Origin of the sequence: Ruminococcus sp. HUN007 (assembly GCF_000712055.1) — a bacterium.
In the GTDB taxonomy this organism is placed as follows: domain Bacteria; phylum Bacillota; class Clostridia; order Oscillospirales; family Ruminococcaceae; genus HUN007.
Genome location: NZ_JOOA01000002.1, coordinates 633,377 through 656,178 on the forward strand (window position 1 = coordinate 633,377; position 22,802 = coordinate 656,178).

18 protein-coding genes are annotated in these 22,802 nt (G+C 41.9%); 13 read left to right on the forward strand and 5 right to left on the reverse strand.

The genetic code is table 11. The features are described from left to right. Positions 1–51: 51 nt before the first annotated feature. Positions 52–2,418, reverse strand: a complete 2,367-nt coding sequence (locus tag CC97_RS06980) for a hypothetical protein (RefSeq protein WP_044974380.1) — start codon at positions 2,416–2,418, stop codon at positions 52–54. A gap of 173 nt (positions 2,419–2,591) precedes the next feature. On the opposite strand from CC97_RS06980, the gene CC97_RS06985 reads away from it, so the two are divergent. After that, positions 2,592–3,566 (forward strand): glycosyltransferase family 2 protein, encoded by a 975-nt coding sequence (locus CC97_RS06985; RefSeq protein ID WP_044974381.1) that lies wholly within the window; start codon positions 2,592–2,594, stop codon positions 3,564–3,566. Between the two features lie 98 nt (positions 3,567–3,664). Here CC97_RS06985 and CC97_RS06990 read toward each other — a convergent pair whose 3' ends face one another. Both CC97_RS06990 and CC97_RS06995 read right to left on the reverse strand, forming a co-directional pair. Next, positions 3,665–4,639 carry a M15 family metallopeptidase gene (locus tag CC97_RS06990; protein WP_044974382.1) on the reverse strand — a complete coding sequence of 325 codons (975 nt, stop codon included), beginning with the start codon at positions 4,637–4,639 and terminating at the stop codon, positions 3,665–3,667. A 35-nt stretch (positions 4,640–4,674) separates the two neighbouring features. After that, positions 4,675–5,553 carry a DMT family transporter gene (locus CC97_RS06995; RefSeq protein WP_044974383.1) on the reverse strand — a complete coding sequence of 293 codons (879 nt, stop codon included), beginning with the start codon at positions 5,551–5,553 and terminating at the stop codon, positions 4,675–4,677. A gap of 291 nt (positions 5,554–5,844) precedes the next feature. On the opposite strand from CC97_RS06995, the gene CC97_RS07000 reads away from it, so the two are divergent. The 12 genes from CC97_RS07000 (at position 5,845) to CC97_RS07055 (ending at position 18,474) form a co-directional block, all read left to right on the forward strand. Further along, the gene (locus tag CC97_RS07000) at positions 5,845–6,795 is read left to right on the forward strand and encodes a MoxR family ATPase (RefSeq protein ID WP_044974384.1); all 951 of its coding nucleotides are present in this window, start codon (positions 5,845–5,847) and stop codon (positions 6,793–6,795) included. A gap of 11 nt (positions 6,796–6,806) precedes the next feature. Beyond that, positions 6,807–7,997: a DUF58 domain-containing protein gene (locus tag CC97_RS07005; RefSeq protein WP_044974385.1), complete on the forward strand. Its 1,191-nt coding sequence runs from the start codon at positions 6,807–6,809 to the stop codon at positions 7,995–7,997. Between the two features lie 11 nt (positions 7,998–8,008). Next, positions 8,009–9,172, forward strand: coding sequence for a hypothetical protein (locus CC97_RS07010; protein WP_044974386.1), 1,164 nt, complete (start codon positions 8,009–8,011; stop codon positions 9,170–9,172). 196 nt (positions 9,173–9,368) lie between these two features. Beyond that, on the forward strand, positions 9,369–10,571 hold the full coding sequence (locus CC97_RS07015) for a transglutaminase-like domain-containing protein (RefSeq protein ID WP_044974387.1): 1,203 nt from the start codon (positions 9,369–9,371) through the stop codon (positions 10,569–10,571). Positions 10,572–10,686: 115 nt separating this feature from the next. Then, positions 10,687–12,075 (forward strand): MATE family efflux transporter, encoded by a 1,389-nt coding sequence (locus CC97_RS07020; protein WP_044974388.1) that lies wholly within the window; start codon positions 10,687–10,689, stop codon positions 12,073–12,075. A 248-nt stretch (positions 12,076–12,323) separates the two neighbouring features. Beyond that, on the forward strand, positions 12,324–13,004 hold the full coding sequence (locus tag CC97_RS07025) for a response regulator transcription factor (RefSeq protein WP_044974389.1): 681 nt from the start codon (positions 12,324–12,326) through the stop codon (positions 13,002–13,004). A 10-nt stretch (positions 13,005–13,014) separates the two neighbouring features. Next, a complete protein-coding gene (locus CC97_RS07030; RefSeq protein ID WP_044974390.1) occupies positions 13,015–14,811 on the forward strand; it encodes a HAMP domain-containing sensor histidine kinase in 1,797 nt (598 codons plus the stop codon). A 222-nt stretch (positions 14,812–15,033) separates the two neighbouring features. Further along, entirely contained in the window at positions 15,034–15,747 is a 714-nt protein-coding gene (locus CC97_RS07035) for a hypothetical protein (RefSeq protein WP_044974391.1), read from the forward strand. Continuing rightward, a complete protein-coding gene (locus CC97_RS07040; protein ID WP_044974392.1) occupies positions 15,744–16,187 on the forward strand; it encodes a DUF4869 domain-containing protein in 444 nt (147 codons plus the stop codon). Before CC97_RS07035 ends, CC97_RS07040 begins: the two co-directional genes overlap by 4 nt. Further along, a complete protein-coding gene (locus CC97_RS07045) occupies positions 16,177–16,605 on the forward strand; it encodes a hypothetical protein (RefSeq protein ID WP_044974393.1) in 429 nt (142 codons plus the stop codon). Before CC97_RS07040 ends, CC97_RS07045 begins: the two co-directional genes overlap by 11 nt. Before the next feature lie 367 nt (positions 16,606–16,972). Next, positions 16,973–17,530, forward strand: coding sequence for a sigma-70 family RNA polymerase sigma factor (locus tag CC97_RS07050; RefSeq protein ID WP_044974394.1), 558 nt, complete (start codon positions 16,973–16,975; stop codon positions 17,528–17,530). Continuing rightward, positions 17,527–18,474, forward strand: coding sequence for a hypothetical protein (locus CC97_RS07055; RefSeq protein WP_044974395.1), 948 nt, complete (start codon positions 17,527–17,529; stop codon positions 18,472–18,474). Before CC97_RS07050 ends, CC97_RS07055 begins: the two co-directional genes overlap by 4 nt. A 205-nt stretch (positions 18,475–18,679) precedes the next feature. On the opposite strand, the gene glmS is transcribed toward CC97_RS07055, so the two are convergent. Together glmS and CC97_RS07065 are read right to left on the reverse strand one after the other, a co-directional pair. Further along, complete coding sequence (glmS, locus tag CC97_RS07060; protein ID WP_044974396.1) at positions 18,680–20,518, reverse strand: glutamine--fructose-6-phosphate transaminase (isomerizing); 1,839 nt, start codon at positions 20,516–20,518, stop codon at positions 18,680–18,682. A 43-nt stretch (positions 20,519–20,561) separates the two neighbouring features. Further along, positions 20,562–22,790 carry a DNA topoisomerase (ATP-hydrolyzing) subunit A gene (locus CC97_RS07065; protein ID WP_044974397.1) on the reverse strand — a complete coding sequence of 743 codons (2,229 nt, stop codon included), beginning with the start codon at positions 22,788–22,790 and terminating at the stop codon, positions 20,562–20,564. Positions 22,791–22,802 lie beyond the last annotated feature (12 nt).

Genomic DNA, 22,802 nt, shown 5'->3' on the forward strand with positions numbered 1-22,802 from the left:
TTAATATATTATTTTTACGGAAAGCTGAAAGGATCAGATTTTTCCGGTCTGTTATCTCCAGAATTCAAAAAGCCTTGCAAATGAAAGCATATTGGCCTGCCACTCAGTACTGAAGCCTTCTTCCGGTTTGACGTATGACCAGATCTGGGTCAGATTCATTACAACGCTGAGCGCAAGTGAAGCAGTCATAAGCCTGTTCAGATGCACCTTTGTGTTTGATGCGCAGTGACTGTATACTATGAAGCAGATAACAAGCGCTCCGGTTATCATCTGCCAGATAAAGTCAACGCAGTATCTTGCTGCAAAACCGCTCTCCCAGATGGAAAAGATCACGGCAAAAGGACAGATGATGCACACCGAAAGTATGATAAGACTGTAGAGCGTTCTGTTTCTGTTTTCTGTAAGCCTGTATGCTTTGAAAGATGCAGAATACGCAGCAACAGGAAGTGCCTTCCATATAAGACCGAGGGCAGCACCTGTAGCAATGAAATAATATCCCTGAGCATCGAAAAGATGTATGCTTTCCGCCTTGAAAAACGGAAAATATTCAGTAAACACCGGCATCTGGAAAAGGAATGCCAGAAATCCGATCACGGCAAAATGAGTGTGATACTCTGATCTTGTAAAGTCGTTGATAGTCAGCGAGTACTGTATTCCAAAGTCAAGAGGATTACCGAATCTTGCTGCATTGTACCAGGCCTGAACTGAACCGATCACAATGTACGGCACCAGTGCGGCCGCAAGGTACGGGAGAAGAAACACAACTCTGCTCTTTCCTGATTTTTTATCGTAAAGTGCATTCTGCTTTTTTGCACCTGCATAAACGAGAAGCATTGCAGCAAGGCAGTAAACTGCGATAGTCGGACGGCTTAAAACCCCGAGACTCAGCCATATTCCTGAAACCGCAAGGCGGAATTTATTTATCTTTCCTTCACCGAGAACATTTGAACTTATAAGGAAATATGCTCCCGCTGCAGTACACAGAAAACCAGCAGACTGGGCAATCTCATAAAACAGAGGTGAAATGTTGCAGATGAGTATTCCTGATGAAAGCTGCATTATAAAAAATCCGGAAAGAACAAGCGAAGCGCTGATGTTTCTGAAGAATTTATCTGCCAGGCAGAGATAGAATTTTGTGAGGAAAAGCGTACCGAACATTCCGAAGAAAAACACTGCCCACACTGACGGGAAATAGTAACCCGTAAGCAGATGATACGGCAGGAACACAAGAAGAACAGGCGCTATTCCATAATAGGAATAATACTTTCCGTTAAACAGAAGATGATCCCACGGATAGCTTCCGACTTCATCGGTTCTCTGGCTCCAGTCGTACGGATTACCGAGCTCAAGCAGTTTCGGATTCATATCGGTCATTATATCAACACGGCCGTGCTCAAAGGAATCAACCAGTTCCTGTGTGATCTGATTGCCTCCTTCAAGGGCAAAATCCTTAGCCATGCTGTGATTTTCATCGGTGTACCTGCCCATGTTGGCGATAAAGAGTCCGAGCAGAATAATTACCGCAGTAAAGGCCAGTGCGCTGATGTCAGTAATTTTCTGAACCTCCGCATAAGGACGGAACAGCACCTTTTCTGATGTAAGTGAATAAACTATAAAAGCCGAAAGGAGCATAAGTGCAAAACGGATAACTGAAAAACGGAATCTCACCGGCTCATTTGCAGTTATGCTGCTGACGGTGACCTTTTCATTTTCATCGGTGCTGAAAACAAATCTTATATCGTGAACATTTCCCGAAAAATTACACGGTACTGTACGGCTCCTTCTGTTTCCGTTAATAACTTCAGCCTTTGCTGCGCCCCAGCGGTATGAGCCTGAATGGGTGTCATCTGACATGTCTACCGAGAAGGAAACCCTGCTCTTTTTATCAGAAAAAGCATTGAAGGTAAGCGTTCCGACAGGAATGTTTACGTTTTTATATTCGATAACAGTCTGTCCGCTTCCCTCGTTGGTCATTGTCACAGGATCAAAATTCTGAAGTTCTGCAGCATGAAGGTCGAACACTACTTTACTGTATTTACCCGAAAGAAGATGTGCCGAATTGATATTGAATACAAAGATCTCAAGAGCAAGGCTGACAAGTATTATCCTTACTGCTGTACCTGCATGAGATGAATACTTTGCCGGTATTTTTCCTGAACCGGTAAACCAAGCTGCAGCGAATGCGGCAAGATCAACAAAAGCAAGAAATCTGTATCCGCTCATTCCGGCGGTACCTGTAATGTCAAGAACAAGAAGTATCAGCGAAAGCACTGTCCCTCCTGCCAGAACAAATCTGCTTCTGTTTTTCAGAAAGGAAAGCACTCTGCTTTCACTTTTACCAGTATTTGCAAAAACCAGTGCAGACGCAGCTGTGTACAGGGCTATATTCAAAAAAAAAGCGGCTATCGATAAAGACATTTTATACCTCCGGATATGGCTTTGTTCAGTGTTTTATCAACACATACATATATTCAGTGTACATTCTTTTTCTGATAATGTCAATAGTATATAAAAAATAAACCTTTTTGCTATTGAATTGATCTTTGCGCTGTGTTATAATTTTTATAAACGTATTTTTAGGGAGAAAACCAATGGAAAAAATCACAGTCATCGTTCCATGCTACAATGAAGAGGAAACCATTCCTTTATTCATTACAGAAATCGAAAAAGTCTATGAAAGCATGAAAGAAAAATATGACATAAAAATGGAGTACCTTTTTGTCAACGACGGTTCAAAGGACAGGACAAATGATGTACTCGAAGAATATGCAGAAAAAAATCCGCGTGTCAGCTATATTACATTTTCAAGAAACTTCGGCAAGGAAGCGGCTATGTATGCAGGGCTCGACAATTCCGATGCCGACTATACAGTTATAATCGATGCCGACCTGCAGGATCCGCCTGAGCTCATTGAAGAAATGTACCGCATACTCAAGACAGAGCCGAAATACGACTGCGTTGCTTCACGAAGATACACGAGAACAGGTGAACCTCCGGTAAGATCCTGGTTTGCGAAGCGCTTCTACGGACTCATGGGCAGAATATCAAAAACTGAGATAGTTGACGGAGCCCGTGATTTCAGAATGATGAGCAGACAGATGGTCGATGCGATTATGTCACTTACAGAATGCAACCGCTTTTCGAAAGGTATTTTTTCGTGGGTAGGATTCGAGACAAAGTGGCTTGCCTTTGAAAACAGGGAACGTGCCGGCGGACAGACAAAATGGTCGTTCTGGGGACTGCTAATTTACGCTATTGACGGCGTTGTGGCTTTCTCAACTGCTCCTCTTGCAGTATCGTCGATAATCGGTATTATTTTCTGTGTACTCAGCTTCATCGGTGTCTGCTTTATCTTTATAAGAGCACTTCTGTTCGGCGACAAAGTTGACGGATGGCCGTCAACAGCGTGTATTATCTGCTTTGTCGGCGGAATACAGCTTTTTTGTAACGGTATCAGCGGAATGTATCTTTCAAAGACCTATACGGAAACAAAGCACAGACCGCAGTACATTGCCAAAAAGATACACCGTGCTTCTCTCAACGGCAATGATGAAGAAGACAGGTAAACGATATTTTTTCATAAAAAACACATCAGCATATTCCGGCCTGCGTATTTACGCGGACAGAATATGCTGATTTTACTTTATCAAAGAATTTTTAACAGTTATTTTTCTATTGTGATAACGAAACCGTCTGCATTGTTTCCCGAAACTGTATACTCACAGTTCACAGGTACATACAGCTCAACGTTTCCGCTTCCCGATTCGTCTCTGGCGCGGATGTAGTAGACCTCAAAATTCCTGTCGAAGCATGAAACCTGCAGTGTTTTGCTTCCGTAGGCATATTTTTTCAGAGCCTGAAGATATTCTTCAAGTGAAAGATCATTTTCCTTCATGTACCATGCATGTGGTATTCCGACATATCTGAAATGTTCACCGTGATCCCTTATGCCTGTGTTTTCCGCTTTTTCATCTCTGTAGCGTTCTATGAAACCGTACTTTGTACAGTTGTCTCTTATCCAGGCATAGTCGCCTGACGGAACATAGCGGAATGACTTTCCTTCTTCCGGATAAATGCCAAGATCAACCGCAAGACCGGTCTGATGTTCGGAATATCCGCCCTTGCTTTCAACTCTTGAATTTTCAAGTGCCTGATTGTAAATAACGTTCTGGCGGTCAGCAGATACATATGCTTCTGTCACCATGATGTCCCTGTTGGAACATTCCTGATAGAAACCGTTCATCATGCTGTTGAAATTTTTCAGAGCAAGATCATTCATCTTCATTCCGATATCACGTATTGAATAGTACTCGTTCTTTTCACTGTCGATATCAGCAAGTGATCCGCCGGCAGTAGCCGACGTATACGGATGACTGTCATTTACAAGAATAAGACTTCCCTTGCTTATGTCTGAAAGCGGAACAACTTTTTTTTCAAATTCCAGCTTTGATGAAACTACCTTGCTGCTTACACCGTCAGAGCCATCCGGCTTCGAAGCTTTTTCCTTCTTTGCTCCCGACACAGAACCGGCGATGATAAATATGATAAGCAGAATGACTCCGGCAGCAGCTCCTATGAGCATTGAACGATCCTGACGGAATCTGCGTTTTCGTGAAGAATGCGGAGAATCTGATGGCATGGTATCATCCTTTCATTCATAAATACTGTCTGCGGTCAGGCCTTTTCGGCCTTTGCAGGTCTTATAACTGTATAGTACCACTTGAGAAGCGCTGTTCCGATTATTATAAAGTAACCGGCAAAGCTGAGTACGTCCGGGATCTGTCCCAGAAAAACAAAACCAAAGACTGCCGCAAATATAACAATTGAAAAATCATATACCGATATTTCCTTTGCAGGTGCGCAGGAGTAGGCACTTGTGATACCGATCTGTCCGCCTGCTGCAGCAAGTCCGGTAAGAACAAGAAACATCCACTGCACCGGTGTCATCGGTTTGAAGTTAAAGATCAGGTACGGAAGCAGCAGAAGTGTCGTAAATCCGGAAAAGAAAGCAACAACGATCATGCTTTTCTCTCCTCTTGTACCGAGTACCCGGACAAATGTATATGCTATGCCTGCTCCGAGTCCGCCGGCAACTCCGGCAAGAGCCGGTATAACTTTAATGTCAAAGGACGGACGAACTACAAAGAGCATTCCGATAAAAGCACATATTACAGCGCCCCACTCAAATTTATTCGCCTTTTCCTTAAGCAGGAGTGCCGAAAAAACAACTGCAAAAAAAGGTGACAGCTTGTTAAGCATCGAAGCATCAGAAATATCCATGTGATCCACTGCATAGAAATTGCACATCATCCCCAGGCCTCCGGTCAGGGAACGCATTACCATGTATTTTACATTTCCTTTTCCGGGTCTGAAAGGTATTCCTGCCTTTGCAAGAGATGCCATAGCTATTGCAAGTGCAAACAGATTTCTGAAAAAGCATTTCTGAAGTGTGGGTACATCGCCTGTAAGTCTTATGAAAAGGTTCATAAGAGCAAAGCAGAACGCTGATGCTATGATATAGATTACACCTTTTTTATGATCTGATTTTTCCATTATGTTCCTTCCGTTCTGTGCACTGTCCGTGTAAGATGTCATTGTATCTTTAAGAAAACGCTGATTTATTCATAAATCAGCGTGGGGCACGGGGCGAAGCCCTGCAATCTCCCCACCCGGAAATATGGCTTCGCCGTATTTCCGGTTTAATCAGTGTTTCTTTAATATTATAGCAGTGTTTTCTGTGCTTTGTCAATGAAATCATATTGAAACTCCAGAAAAAAAATGTTATAATAAAAGTTAGCTTTATAGTACAGCAATGAACTACAGATAAAAAGGATGTAACAAAATATGACAAACGCTAATTCAATAAAAACTGTAAGACTTATAATAGATGAAGTAAAAAAAGCTGTAATAGGCAAGGACAAGATAATTATCAAGATCCTGCTTGCAGTCCTGTCAAAAGGACATATACTTCTTGAAGATATCCCGGGAGTAGGAAAGACTACTCTGGCTCTTGCATTTTCAAAGGCACTGTCACTGGACTACAACCGTGTTCAGTTTACGCCTGATGTTCTTCCTACGGACATCACAGGTTTCACAGTATACAACAAACACAGCGGAAGCTTTGAATTCAAACCGGGCGCCTCAATGTGCAACCTGCTTCTCGCTGACGAAATAAACCGTACATCAAGCAAAACACAGTCGGCTCTTCTTGAAATCATGGAGGAAGGAAAGGTAACGGTCGACGGCAGCACACATGAGCTTCCGAAACCGTTTATCGTAATGGCCACACAGAATCCTATCGGGTCAGTCGGCACTCAGGAACTGCCGGAATCACAGCTTGACCGTTTCATGATAAAAATTTCAATGGGCTATCCTGATCTCGACAGTGAGATCGAGATCCTGAAAATCAAGTCAAACTACACACCGCTTGACTCCATAAGTCCGGTCGCTGACACTGAGACACTCATCTCACTTCAGAAAGTAGTGGAAAATGTTCACGTTGACGACAAGATCTATTCCTACATAGCAAAACTTGCAGGAGCTACCCGTGAACATCCGATGATAAAGCTCGGCATAAGTACACGAGGAGCAATAGCACTCATGCAGATTTCAAAGGCTACTGCCCTGCTCAAGGGCCGTGACTACGTTATTCCGGATGATGTTATGTACATGTATCATGACGTATTCTCACACCGCCTTATACTTGGCGCAAATGCACGTATAAACAATGTCAGCGCCGTACAGATCCTCGATGAGATCGCAGGACAGGTAAAGCACCCTGACTTCAGCAGATAAGAGGTCTGAATATGATCAAAAGCAAAATCATCTATCTGATACTGCTTGTCTGCATGATTTTTTTCTATATTCTCTTTGTAGACAGCATGTCACTTCTGATACTTATTCTGACAGCTGTTTTTCCTGTTATGCAGCTTCTGGTACTGCTGCGGATCTCGAAAAACATTACGGCAGTTCTTGACATTGACTGTTCAGCCATTGAAAGGGACACCCCGGCAAAAATCGCTGTAAAGCTGAAGAACCATTCGGTGTTCCCTGTTTCATGTGCCGTTGTCTCACTTGATATAATAAACACGCTTACAAATGAAAAACAGTCACTGACTACCATGCTGCCTGTCGCTTCAGACAATGAGCAGAGCATAAAGTTCAGCGTTTCATACGCTCACTGCGGAATGGTCAGGGTGGCACTGAAAAGTATAAAAATATACGACTACATAAAACTTTTTTCAAAGCAGATAAACTATAACTGCACACACGACATAGCTGTACTGCCGACACTTCAGACCATTGGTTCCGGTTTAAGCACAACACTTGACAGCATGACAGAAAATGAAGAGTTTTCAAAACTCAAAGCCGGCGACGACTGTTCCGAAATATTCAGCATACGTGAATACATCTACGGAGACAAGATTAACCGCATACACTGGAACCTCACTACAAAGCTCGACGAACTGATGGTAAAGGAATACAGTCTTCCGGTCAGCAGCCAGATCATGATCATTTTTGAATTCTGCAGAAACGGAAACGATGATGAAAGTCTGTACAGGAATGACGCTTCACTTGAAACCGCGATGGCTCTTTCCTACTACATGTTCCGGAACAGCATAACGCATAAAATTGCATGGTATGATCCGAAACTGAAAATGCTTCATACTGAAAAGATAAGCAGTGAGATCGACTTTTCATCATTTTTAAGTGCTGTTTATTCTTCAGGAACATATACCGACATGTTCAGTGCATTCATTTACAGCAAGGCTGAAAACAGTGATTCGCATTTTTCTCATGTATTTTATATTTCCCCGGCAGTTTCCGATGAGCTGTATCATAATTTTTCAGTTCTGAATAATGCTGACCATAAAACTTACCTGTACGTAAACAACGGATCTGAACTGCCTGATTACTTCACAAGTACAGATACCACGTGCGCAGCTTCAGTCGAATGCGACAGTATTTCAGACAGTCTTAACAAGGTAATTATCTGAAAAGGAACAAAATGAAAAGAAATACAGAAAACCATACAATTTCAGGAAGCGGGATAAACATCACCGATTCGATCTCGCTTGCCTTCAACAGCAGATACCGTATAAACTCCCGCCTTCTTCTCATACTTATAACCATGGCGGGTATTGCAGGTTTTACTCTGTCCTTTCTCTCGCTTTTCAGCCTGGACTGCAGCAGAAAAATGATCTATCTCTCCGAGGCAGTTTTCTTCGTTATTTCCTCGGTGTTCTGCATGTTTCCTTCAAAGGCAAGAAACCTGAATCTGCTGCTGTACCTGGTCTGGGGCTTCATCGTCTACAAAAATATCAATGAATTCGCCCTCGGGTACGGAATACTCATAAACATAATTTCACATAAGATTGGACTCGTAGCTCCGGCTCTTACAGTGTATCACATTCCTTCTGACGCCGATCCGTACTACTGTCTTACACTGTTCATGATGTTCATGCTTTCGGCGATCGTTCCTGTCCTGTGTTACAACACAATAGTAAAGCCGCGTTTTATAATCGCCTTTCTCGTTACCTTCCCGTTCATCGAAACAGGCCTTATGTTCGGTTTCAGTCCTGACCACACTGCATTTTCCCTGCTGATCTCATACTGGGTTGCTGAATTCACTATGAGAGTTGCAGGAAACCAGTATCATACCGAATCGGGAAAACCTGTTTTCGTAAGAAGAAACAATATATTCGTTTCTTCCGGAAACCTCAGAAACAATGTTATCGAGGACATAGGAATAATAACCCTGATCTCAGTTTTCGCCGTTTTTATTATATCTTCAGCGGTGATCTCAGCTTTCAGGGTGGAACGTCCTGATAAAGTCGTTAAAGCGAGAACCGATATAAAAACTGCAATATCTGATTTCTCAATAGAAAAAATCGCAAACAACATACAGACTGATTCTGACAGAAATCCTGCTATGGAAAAATCTCAGCTGGGAAATTTTTCTAAAGTTTCTTTCCAGAACAAGACGGATCTTACCATGCTTATTTCTGATAAAGTATCCGGCATAATATATCTGAAAGGATTCACAGGATCGGAATACAGAAACAACACATGGTATTCCCTTTCCGATAAAAATGCTGCGGAATATAAAAGCCTGTTTGATACGATGAAAAAAAACAGAGCAGTATCCGCAGTACTTCAATTACAGAAATGACGCCTACCTGAGCACAGTATATCAGGGTGAACCGGCAAGAAGAAACGTCATAATCACCTCATGGTTCAAGATAAACAAATATGCATTCACGCCTTACAGTATTTCACCGGATACTCAGCTTATCCCGGAAAAAGACGGATTTTTAAAACTTGAAAATGTTTCTTCCTACTCGTTTGATGCCTACTTTACAAATAACATGTTTGTAAATACTGATCATCTGATAAGCCACAGGGACGAGCTTCCTGCCGCAACTGATTTTGAAAAGGCATACAGAGATTATGTATACGCAAAATACACGCTACTTCCGGACAGCGATACCATGAATGAGCTCGCGCAGGAGTACGGCTATATTCCGGACTATGACGGAACAAATATCGCCGGCATAAGCAGCGCCATAAGAAAAATACTGACGGACTCTGCTGAATATACTCTGGAACCGGGTATAACGCCGTCAGACAAGGAACTCACATGGTACCTGCTGAAAGAAAACCACAAGGGGTACTGTTCACACTTTGCCACAGCAGCTGTCGTTCTCGCACGTATGAACGGTGTACCGGCCAGATATACCGAAGGATATATAGTTATTCCTTCAGATATAGAAAAGGCCGACATGGTCGAAAACTACTATAAAGTAGATATTCATGATTCACGTGCCCATGCATGGGCTGAATTTTACATTGACGGATACGGATGGCTTCCTTTTGAATTCACTCCGGGTTATGACCACGGTATCATTTCTGCGGAAGAAAAGATGAACGAAGAAGCTGCATCCACTGAAGAAGCGGCTGTAACTGTAACTGAAACTGTTACCGAACCAGTTCAGACGGAAGCAGTAACGGAAGCAGCTCCTGTTACTGAGATCGTCACTGAGATTGTTGGTGTTCCTGAAAGCCGGGAAACTGAAGAAGCCGAAACACAGAATGATAACGAAAATGAAAAAGAAAAAGGATTTTTCGAAACTGCTGTTTCAGCAGTTACCGGATTTATTACCGCAGCTGCAGTACTGTTCGTTATCATCGCTTCGGTAATTATTCTGAAACATATCAGTGTGATAAACAAAAGGAACAGAAGTTTCCGTAATGCATCAAACAACAGAAGCATGGCCGCCGTATATTCATACACACTGGAGCTTCTCGCTCATTACGGCATAGGAAAAGGCAGCATGATGCCTCTTGAATTTGCTGATTATGCTGAAGAACAGGCTGAAGGGCTTGTTGAAAAAGGTGCACTTAAGGATATGATCGATCTTGCGCTGAAATCAGGATTCAGTAAAGATGAAATAACTGACGAAGAACTCGCTCGTTCAGTAAAAACAGCAAAAACTCTTGCTGAAAGTATCTGCAGCACCAAAAGCAGAAAGGAAGGCTTTGTTTTCAGATACATACTCAACCTGAAATAAAAAGTACAGACCGGTCCGGTCGTTACGGGGTATGGGGCGAAGCCGGATTTCCTGTTTAATCAGTGATTCCTTAGGCAACTACTATTCCAATATTATTCAGAAAGAAGAATCATTAATGCCAAAGTCCAGAAATGAAATAGACATGTGTAACGGGCCGATTCTGCCTGCTCTGCTTGAACTTACCATACCGCTGCTGCTTTCAAGTGTTCTGCAGCTCCTGTTCAATGCGGCAGACGTTATCGTTGTCGGAAATTTCGCCAGTGAATACTCGCTAGCCGCAGTAGGTTCGACCACTGCGCTTGTCAACCTCATGACGAATCTTTTTCTCGGGCTTTCTGTAAGTGTAAATGTACTCACCGCCAAATTCGCCGGTGCCGGAAACACTCGTCAGATATCCCGTACAGTTCACACATCAGTTTCACTCAGCATCATCTGCGGTGCGATACTCATGGTTTTCGGGATCATATTTGCCCCTGCTCTGCTGAAACTTATGGCCACTCCGGACAACGTCCTCGGACTTTCATCACTTTATCTGAGAGTGTATTTCACCGGTATGATCCCTATGATGATCTACAACTTCGGCAGCTCACTTCTTCGTTCCAAGGGCGACACAAAAAGACCGCTTCTCTACCTCACAATAGCAGGGGCTGTAAACTTTGTTCTTAACCTGTTTTTTGTAATTGTTCTTAAGATGGATGTAATGGGCGTCGGACTGGCAACTGCCATTTCACAGGTAATATCAGCGGTTCTCATTCTTATATGTCTTTCACGGGAAGATGATGCATTCCGCTTTTCATTCAGAAAACTTTCACTTGACCCGCACATCGTTTCCGCAATACTGAAGATTGGCATTCCGGCAGGTATTCAAGGCGTGATATTCTCGCTCTCGAACGTTGTTATTCAGTCATCGGTAAACAGTTTCGGTGCTATAGTAATGGCAGGCAGTGCCGCCGCTTCAAGCATCGAGGGATTTGTATGGGTTTCGATGAACTCATTTTCACAGGGCGCACTCACCTTTATGAGCCAGAACATAGGTGCCGGCAGATTTTCAAGACTTAACAGGATAGCTGTTACCTCCTGCTTGTGCGCAGCTGCTACCGGCCTTATACTCGGAAATGCAGCGTATCTGTTCGGAAACCAGCTTCTTGCAATATACGATTCCCGTCCTGAAGTTATCAGTGCCGGAATGACACGTATGTTCATGGTGTGCTGCTTCTACTGCACATGCGGACTGATGGACTGTATAGTGGGCAATATCCGCGGAATGGGATACGGCATGACACCGACTGTAATCTCACTTATCGGTGCCTGTGGTCTCAGAATAATCTGGATTTCCACTCTTTTCAGACTGCCGCAGTTCCACAATGAATCAATGCTGTTCTTATCATACCCTGTTTCATGGATCATCACCTTTATCGCCCACTTCATCTGCTTCCAGTTCATGCGAAAGAAATATCCGCATACTGACCGTAAAAATGAAACACCGGAAGTTCCGGCTTCCTGACTCATATAGCATCTGCCGTTTCTGCAGATGCTATACTATTATCGGATCAAAAAATATATCCAAAACTCACAAATGATATATCAATGACACATCGGTACGCTATAATACTTACTGGAATGCAAAATAACATTGTATTCCGCTGATTTCAAAACTGCAAACAGCCTATCTTACGGAGACACCGAGTTTTTATACTCCTCCCGGTGTTTCCGTCTGTACGCTGTCTGCGCCATGATCACAGAGGTGAAAAAATGCATATTCTTCTTGTAGAAGACGATCTTCAGATATGTGAAGTCACAGAAAAATATTTTAAAAGAAAGGGAGCAGAAATAACCACAGTTACAAACGGTGACGATGCGCTCGAGCTCATTTATTCCGGAAATCTCGCATTCTCACTGGTACTGCTGGACATTATGCTGCCGGGAGCCGACGGGTTCACAATATGCAGGAACATAAGAAAGAAAAGCGATATACCTGTGATATTCATAACTGCAAGAGGTCTTGAGGAAGATATCCTGCGCGGCTACGACCTGGGATGCGACGACTACATAGTAAAGCCGTTCCTCCTTTCCGCACTGTATGCAAAATGCTCGGCACTTCTTAAAAGAACTGAAAGAATAACAGAGAAAAAAACAGACACAGTTCTCTCATGCGGTGCCATACAGCTCAACACAAGAACACTCACCTGCTTTGTTTATGGTAATGAGATCGAATTAACACCGAAAGCCTTTGCAATTCTGCACTACCTTATGGAACACCCCGGCTGGGCCATCGACCGTGACACCCTCCTCGACAACGTCTGGGGCGAAGATTATTTCGGAGCAGACCGCGTAGTTGACAACCACATCAAACGTCTCAGAAAAGCTCTCGGGAATGCAGGAAGTCAGATACACACCGTGATCGGCAGAGGCTATAAACTGACCGATTCATAGGAGACGTACCATGAAAAACAAAAAACGCGTAAAACCTTACATCGTCATACCGATATATGCAGCAGTAATAGCATTGCTGACCAAAATGGTGTCAACTTGCACTGACCAATATATAGATAACAGGATATACGACAAGCAGATAAATAACATGAATTACTCTGTATCTCAAATACAGAAATATTCTTACAATTATGAAGAACAACCTCTAGAAGAAGCGATATCATCACTGCGTACAACAATGGGCCGGAACATAGACAATTATATATATATGCCCGGATTTAATTTGTTTTTCACACTCTTCAGCAATCCTTATTCCGAATTGAGAACTTTTTTCAGAGACTCTGAAAAAACAGATTTTTTTTCAAAGCAAACAGGAAACATTCACAGTGTTGCAATTCTGGTTGATGAAGAAAGAAATGTTCTTGCTTCTAATTTATCAACACGCCAGGCAGTAATGTATTTTGAAGATTTTACCGGAAGCAATGATGATAACTATTTCTGCTATGACTCTCCGGAAACATTAAATGTAATAAATGAATATTACGAAAATAATAAAGATTTGTTAAAACCTGAAAAGGATAAATCTATGATTTTTCCAGAGCTTGTACTTGACAGTGCTTATGTAAACAGAAAAACTCATGAGTTTATAATGAAGCAGATAACCTTCAGCTGGATCAAATTAAATTATGACGGATATGGTTATACAAGCAATGGCGTAGAAGAAACTGAACCAATCCGTAAAGACACAATTATTCTTCCTGTCGATGAAGATACCTCAGATTTTAAATTATACGAATTTTCTGACACAGACAGTCAGAAGTGGCCTTATTGCAGATTAACGAATTATTTCGGTGAGTCTCAGGAGATAATCGACTCTACTGAGAAAGTCGCCTGTGATCTTTACGGTTATGGAGGTGTAGTTTCCGTTGATGACCGAACAGGAGATGACGGAACGGTTTTCTCATTACGAAACATACCGTTAAAAATCGATGGAAAAAACTGTATTCTTAGTTTACGATACTTCTATGATCCGGATGATCCGTATATTAAAAATGTAAAGAAAAAATGGACAATTTCCATTGCCGTGTTATTAAGCATCATCGGTCTTATCATGCTGATCATCCGTTACTTCAGACTTAAGTCAGCCTATCGCTTTGAAGATTACCAGCGGGATCTCACCAACCACCTCGCCCACGATATAAAAACCCCGCTCATGGCGATCGGAGGATATACCGAAAACCTTCTTGAAGGTGACATGACAGCGGAAGAACAGAAACGATATCTTGATTCAATACTGAGCAACATCTCATTTACCGACTCCGTTATAAACCGCACCCTTTACCTGAACCAGACTGAAAAAATACGCGTCCGGAAAGAAATGACTGATCTGAGGGCACTCATTGAATCTGCATTTGAAAAGTACAGACTGATGCTTGAAGAAAAACAGATATATTTCGAAGTGACCGGTGAAGCCACAATAAAAACAAAACGAGATCAGATAGAAATGCTTATCGAAAACCTTATCTCAAATGCCGTGAAATACACTACTGAGCAAGGTAATATTTCCGTACTGGTAACCCCAAAAAGCATTACCGTAAAAAACAGCGTTTCTGAAAAACTCAGAACAAGGAAACTGAAGCAGCCATTTGTCCGCGGCGACAAGGCAAGAAGCAACGTCAAAGGAACCGGCCTCGGTCTCTCCATAGCCGACCGAGCTGCTACAGCTACCGGATTCAGACTGAAACTAAGCTGTTCCGGTTCGGAATTTAAGGCTGCTGCAAGGAAGAAGCTTTTGACGCTGAAATAGAAAATGTACGCCTCCGGCGTACTATCATAGCAATGCCACCTCGAAGAGGTGGCATTACCTTTTATGAAGCAACAGAGTTTCCGGTTAACATTTCTAGAATAACTGCTTTCATTTGTCTCCGATTACCCTTGATATTATTATCATGTAAATGGTATAATAGAATATACAGCATTGATTAAATTAATAAATTACGTCATTAATCATTGAAAGGCGGAAGTATCTTTGTCACAGACATTTCTATGGATAGAAGACAGAAAAGGAAAATCGGGTTATAATTTTTGGAAAGTGTTTTTAAAAACTTTGTATCCTGATATAATTCTTGAAAGTAAAATCAATAATTCCGAACTTATAAAGGCTGTAAAGTCATTGCAGGATAACGAAAACAAGTACATAATTATTCTCGACAATTCATTTGACAATTCTCAGATAGTTTCAGAACATAAGTATTTGAGAAATCTTATAAAATCCAAAGAAAACGTTTTTTTGGTCAATGTCATTTGTTTTGAATATATACTTCTGGAATTTGAATATCTTACCCAATGGGTATTTGCTCCTGATGACGAATTACGTGTTAAAAGAGAAAAAGCATTACTCGCCCGAAAGGAACTTGTTTCAGCAATCTCTTCTGGAAATATGAACTATAAAACCTTTCGTGAGATCATTGATTATGATCAGAATATAGATTCTCATAATATTGAACAGCTATCGGCTCGTTTACTCTTTGATATAACAAGAAATACCGGATTTGAGGTAAGCAAAAAGAATATAGGAGAATGCTGGATCAATTCCTGCTGCGAATGGAAATCAAGACAGAATGATGATATTTGCGGTCTTGATAACAGAAGAATCGATATTCGTGAAAAAATGTCAGCAATATCGGAAAGAACAGGATCATTACAAAGATTAGCACAGCTTTACAGGGAGGCGGTATTGTGATATCGGTATACAAAGAACTGAAAGATATTCCGAAAGATTCAGAATATATTGAGATCAATGATATTTTCTTCAATCAGCATACTGCAATGAAAATTGATGAAAGAGCTGCTGATATTATAAACAGAATCGATAATTCAAAACTAATCAGTAAATTTAAAATAGAATCCCGATTTGATAATATAGTTCTTAATATCGACAAACTTTCATCAGGATGTAAAACCGCTCTGAATGTACTGTATTTCCCTGATAAAGTGTTCTGTGTAAAAGAATGCGGTGAAAATGCTTTGTCTGAGATTTATTCATTCGAAGAAGGAAGAATCTACAGTGACTATCCGATGATCCCTTTCGATCTGAAAAAAGTGTTTGCTGTTACTTCTGAAAAAAGTTTGATAACAGAAGATTATGAAGAACTGAAAGAATGGTGGAACCATGAAGATTAATCCTGTTGTTACGGATCATTTCTATACGACTCATACGTCGTTTATAGTGGACTTTAAATTCAATAATAACATTACAATATTAACCGGTGATTCCGGAGAAGGAAAATCTGCAGTTTTTGGTTTTATTCAGGAGTGCATGGCAGTAGATCCTAAACTCGCTTGCTTTAACTACCTTGATAAACAGAAAAATATATTCGATGAGATTTCAAATTTAGTTAATAAACTTATAGTTATCGATAATGCCGACATTCTTCTTGATGAAAAAACAAGAAAATTCATTTCTCTTGATGACAAAAATCAGTATCTTATAATCGGAAGAAATCCTTCAAATTTATTTGCAACAACTGACAATTTATTTGAACTGGTAACTGAAATAAAGGAAGACATTGTTGTTTTTAAGCTGGAGTCTTATCTCTAAATCGTATTAAAATATATCCACCGAAACATATCATAACTGATATAGTTCCTGGGGATTGTTTTATAGCTATGCACGGAGACCCGGATAACATCACAGTGGGAATCTTTTTACAGATTATAATGTATGCGGGATTAAAAATGTACCGGCATCTCACCTGATACTCTAAGTGAAATTAAGAAGACAATGACCTGATACTTCTCTATTCATGAGCAACCTATATTAACCAGACACAGAGCATCTGTATTCCGCAGATGCTCGTACTGTTTTTACAGCTTTTCAGAAATAATTTTCAAAACACCCCAATATTTCATTTCGTTTTGCGGCTATATAAGTGAAGGCCTTTAAATCAGAAGAACGGAGGGTGCAGATGGATGACCAGAGCATTATTGAACTGTTTATCAGGCGAGATGAAAATGCAATAAAAGAATCAAAAGAAAAATACGGAAAATACTGTGCAAGGATCGCTTCCAATATTCTTTCAGTTTCAGAAGATGTCGAAGAATGTCTGAATGATACATGGATTTCCGCCTGGAACAGGATACCGCCATTGATTCCGGTATCACTGAAAGCGTTTTACGGAAAACTTGTAAGAGATATTTCTTTAGATAAATACAGAGCAAGTCACGCAAAGAAACGCTATAACGGATTAATAACGATCCTTGATGAGCTGTCCGATTGTATTCCATCCGGACAGGACGTACAGAAATCACTTGAACAGAAAGAACTTTCTGAAAAGATAAACTGCTGGCTTGGCAGTCTTCCAAAAGAAGACAGGATTCTGTTTATCAAAAGATACTACTACGGAGAAACAGTTAAAAATCTTGCGCTGGTGATGAACTGTACTGAAAACCAGATGGCACAGAGAATGATGAAACTCCGAAACGGATTAAAATCTTATTTGAAGGCAGAGGGTGTTATGTTATGAAAAAAGAAGATATCTATAATGCGGTTTCAGATATTCGTCCTGAATATCTGGATGAAGCAGATAATTATAAAACGACTGAAGGTAATTCAGTGAATAATTCTGAAAATGAAAATAATATTGTTTCTGAAGAGTATCCAATCAGAACAGAGACGCATTCCGGCAGAAGATATGTGAAATATGCGGCCTCCGCAGCTGCATTAATCCTGATAGCCGGAACAACTTTCTGGGCTGCAAACATAAAACTCCACAGTGATAATAAAAATTTAAGTATCGTGAGTGTTTCTGAAACGCAGACTTCTTCACCGGTCACCGAACCATCTGTTTCTGATTCAAATGATACTGTTAAAGAAGCATCAACAGCGAACGCTGTTTCTGAAAGCACTGTACAAACTGAATCTGAACCAACAAATTCTGAAACTACATCAGAAACTGTAATCAGTACAATGCAGAACATTTCTGAGGACAGCAAAGAACAGAAAAATGAAACCGATGCCCCTAAGGAAAACAATAACCCATCAGATAATGATACACCAGCTGTTATCACCACAGAGCGCAGTACCGTAACCGAAACTGTTGCCGATACTCCAGCTGAATCACAGATACCGGAAGTTACTGTAACTGAGGTCGTTAAAGAAATACATTTGCCTTGCATTCCATATGATCCTACAGAACAGCATCCGTATGGTGAGAGTATAACCCCTGAGAATTTTTCCAAGATGCTTGAATCATTATCCTATTCACCTGAAACCTGTGACGGTTTACCTGAATACAGATATACTGCACCTGACGGAACAGAGTATTATATCCTTATGAGCTGTAAGCATGTCTGGAGGCATAATATAAATAAAAATATTATGGAAGAAGCCGAATTATCGGATTATAATTACTCTATGATAATGGCGTATATTGCTTTCTACGGATTAGAAGAATGTATGTGGGATTAAAAAAATGTACGCCTTCGGCGTACTATCATAGCAATGGCACCTCGATGAGGTGCCATTACCTTTTTACCTGTGCTTTCATGAATCCAATACAAACACTGATCCCCCGAAACGTGTCATAACCGACAACGTTCCGGGGGATTATTTTAGCTGAAAAATCGGGTCCCGTTTATGTAAGACTTTTTAAATTCAGGTTATAAGTAAGTAATTACTCTACTGTAACACTCTTAGCAAGATTTCTCGGCTTGTCAACGTCGTAGCCTTTTCCTACTGAAACGTAGTATCCAAGAAGCTGAAGCGGAATTACTGAAAGGCTTCCTGCGAAAAGCGGATCAGTCTGCGGAACGTAAACTGTGAAGTCAGAAGTATCTTCAATTGAGTAATTACCGTAAGTTGTAAGGCCCATAAGTGATGCGCCACGGCTCTTAACCTCTACCATGTTGCTGACTGTCTTTTCATACAGAGCCGGCTGTGTAAGCACACCGATAACGACTGTGCCGTCTTCAATAAGGCTGATCGGTCCGTGCTTGAGCTCACCTGCAGCATATGCCTCAGAATGGATATAGCTTATCTCCTTCATCTTAAGGCTTCCCTCAAGGCTGATAGCATAGTCTATGCCGCGTCCGATGAAGAATGCATCCTTTATGTTTACAAGTTTGTTTGCATACCACTGAATACGTTCCTTGTCCTCAAGTATCTTTGCGATCTTTGAAGGAAGTGTCTGGATCTCGGTGATGAGTTCATTGTAACGTTCATCAGTGATCTCACCTCTTGCCTTCGCAAACTGAATTGAAAGGAGATATCCTGCGACAAGCTGTGTTGAATACGCCTTTGTTGTTGCAACTGAGATTTCAGGACCTGCAAGTGTATAGAATACATTGTCAGCTTCTCTTGCAATCGATGAACCTACAACGTTTACGATACCAAGAGTCTTGATGCCGTTTTCCTTTGCTTCACGGAGAGCTGCAAGGCTGTCTGCAGTTTCACCTGACTGGCTTATGATGATAACGAGACTGTTCTTTATAAGTGACATTTTTCTGTAACGGAACTCGGAAGCAAGTTCAACACGGACATTGATCGATGTGAGTTCTTCCATTACATACTGCATTGCCATTCCGACATGATAAGCTGAACCGCACGCAACGATGTAGATCTGGTTAATGCTCTTCATTTCTTCGTCTGAAAGATCAAACTCAGCGAACTTTACTTCGCCGTCCTTAAGAACAGAGTTGATGGTATTTTTGATAACCTCAGGCTGTTCGTGGATCTCCTTGAGCATGAAATGCTCGTATCCGCCCTTTTCAGCAGCTTCAGCATCCCACTTGATCTCAGTAAGAGGCTTTTCGATCTCTTCACGGTCGATGTTGTAGAAAGTAGCCTTTCCTTCTGCAAGTCTTGCGATTTCAAGATTTCCGATGTAGTAAACACTTCTTGTGTAGTTGAGGATAGCCGGAACGTCAGAAGCAACGTATGTTTCGCCGTCTGCAATACCGATGATCATCGGGCTGTCCTTTCTTGCTGTATAGATCTCGCCCGGATAATCCTTGAACATTACCGCAAGCGCATATGAACCGCGTATACGCATCATTGCACGTGCTATGGAGTCAACAGGACCGAGAGCATATTTTTTGAAGTAGTAATCAATGAGCTTGACTGCAACTTCAGTATCTGTCTGAGAACAGAATGTATAGCCGCTCTTTGTAAGCTTTTCCTTGAGTTCCTGATAGTTCTCGATGATACCGTTGTGAACTGCGATAACATTTTCATCATCACTGGAGTGAGGATGTGCATTGAGTTCAGACGGTTCACCGTGAGTAGCCCATCTTGTATGGCCGATACCGCAGCTTCCCTTAACTGCAGCACCTTCATTTGTTTTTTCAATGAGGACTTTGAGCTTGCCCTTTGCCTTAACTACTTCCGGAGCCTTATCTCCGTCACGTACTGCAATACCCGCTGAATCATATCCTCTGTACTCAAGTTTGGAAAGCCCGCTCAGAAGTACCGGAGCAGCCTGCTTTCTTCCTGTAAAACCTACTATACCGCACATATTACTTTTTTCCTTTCATATAACCTTTTTTCATTTCACTACTTTATAACTCAAGCTGTCCCGGAAAAACGTCAGCATTACCTGTCGCTGTTCCTGCAGCCGGAATAGACTTTGCTCTGAATTTGTCAGCCGAAGCTTCTTCGGTAACAATGGCAGCCTTTGTTATAACGGCACTGCCGCGAAGCGTCATGACCTGAACTCCCTGCGTGTCACGGGTCGATTTCGGAAGAATGAGACCTGTATCAAACACAAGCGACTTTCCTGCTGATGATGAGACCAGCAGATCACAGTTGTCGGCAGCGTACAGAATTGCCACAAGAGGAGACTTGCCTGAATACGCTTTCTGAAGTTTCTTTCTGTTGGTCTTGGTCTCGTATTCCTTAAGCGGAACCTTTGCTACCTTTCCGTTTTCAAACACAAAGAACATGAATCCGGAATAATCGGTGGTGTTCACCATGAACCTTACATTTTCATCCTGGTCAAAGCCAAGCTTGGCAGGAACGTAGTCACCGAGCACACTCGCCTTGGTATCATCAAAGGCACTCGCCTTGGTCTTGTAGACCTGCTGCATGTCAGTAAAGAAAAGCAGATCAGACTTGTTGTTCGACTCTATATGAGCGACGATCCTGTCGCCTTCCTTGAGCTTCTGATCACTGCTCATTCTGAGTGACTGATTTGTGATCTTCTTGAAATATCCGCTTTCCGAGAGGAAAAGATTTACCGGATAATCAGGAATATCCTCGTCGATGTCTGCATTTTCAGTATCATCATCATAGATGACTTCTGTAAGTCTCGGCTTGCTGTATTTCTTTATAACATCCTTAAGTTCTGTTATGATGATCTTTTCGATCTTTTTCGGATCGGCAAGAATTCCTTCCATTTCGGCAATATCATTCTTCAGCTGTTCAGTTTCCTCGACACGTTTAAGAATATATTCCTTGTTGATGTGACGAAGTTTTATTTCAGCAACATATTCAGCCTGGATCTCGTCTATTCCGAAGCCTATCATAAGGTTCGGAACTACATCAGCTTCCTCAGCTGTTTCCCTGATGATCTTTATCGCCTTGTCGATGTCCAGAAGGATCTTTTTAAGACCTTCGAGAAGATGAAGCTTATCCTTCATCTTTGTAAGATCGAAGTATACTCTTCGTTTTATGCATTCCTTTCTGAACGCCGTCCACTCGGTAAGTATTTCTCCGACACCCATAACCTTCGGATTTCCTGCGATAAGGATGTTGAAGTTACACGAGTAGTTGTCCTGCAGAGGAGTAAGTCTGAAAAGCTTCTGCATGAGCTTGTCAGGGTCAGTTCCCCTTTTGAGATCTATTGCAAGCTTAAGACCGCTCAGATCTGTTTCATCACGCAAATATGATACTTCACGGATCTTGCCGAGTTTTATAAGCTCGATTATCTTGTCCATTATTGCTTCGACAGTTGTGCTGTATGGTATCTCGGTTACCTCGATACAGTTTGCCGCCTTGTCGTAGCTGTACTTTGCACGTACCTTCATGGAACCCTTGCCTGTTGCACAGATCTTAGCAAACTCGCCCTCATCGTAGATGTAGTAGCCGCCGCCCGGAAAGTCAGGTCCCTTAAGGGTGGTGAGAACGTTGTGTGAAGGGTTCTTTATAAGCGAGATACAGGTCTCGCACACTTCCTCAAGATTGAAAGGGCACACGCTGCTCGCCATGGAAACGGCAATACCAACGTTGGAGTTTACGAGAACCGACGGGAATGTCGCCGGGAAAAGTGTCGGCTCCATCATCGTGTTGTCGTAGTTCGGTACGAAATCGACCGTGTCCTTGTCGATGTCCCTGAACATCTCGGCACATATAGGGTCAAGTTTTACTTCCGTGTATCGTGAAGCTGCATAGGCCATATCCCTTGAATAGGACTTACCGAAGTTGCCCTTTGAGTCTATGTACGGATGAAGCAGAGTCTCGTTGCCGCGTGAAAGACGTACAAGTGTCTCGTAAATCGCACCGTCGCCGTGAGGGTTAAGACGCATGGTCTGTCCAACCACGTTTGCGGACTTGGTTTTCTGGCCGGTCAGAAGTCCCATTTTGTACATGGTATAGAGAAGCTTTCTGTGTGAAGGCTTGAAGCCGTCGATCTCCGGCAGAGCTCGTGATATGATAACGCTCATTGCGTACGGCATGTAGTTCTTTTCAAGAGTCTCTGTGATCTTTTCCTGAACCACAACACCGGCACCTTCAATGTAGGCGTTTGGTATCTTTTTTATTTTGGTTTCAGTTACATGTTTCTTTGCCATTTAATAACCCCG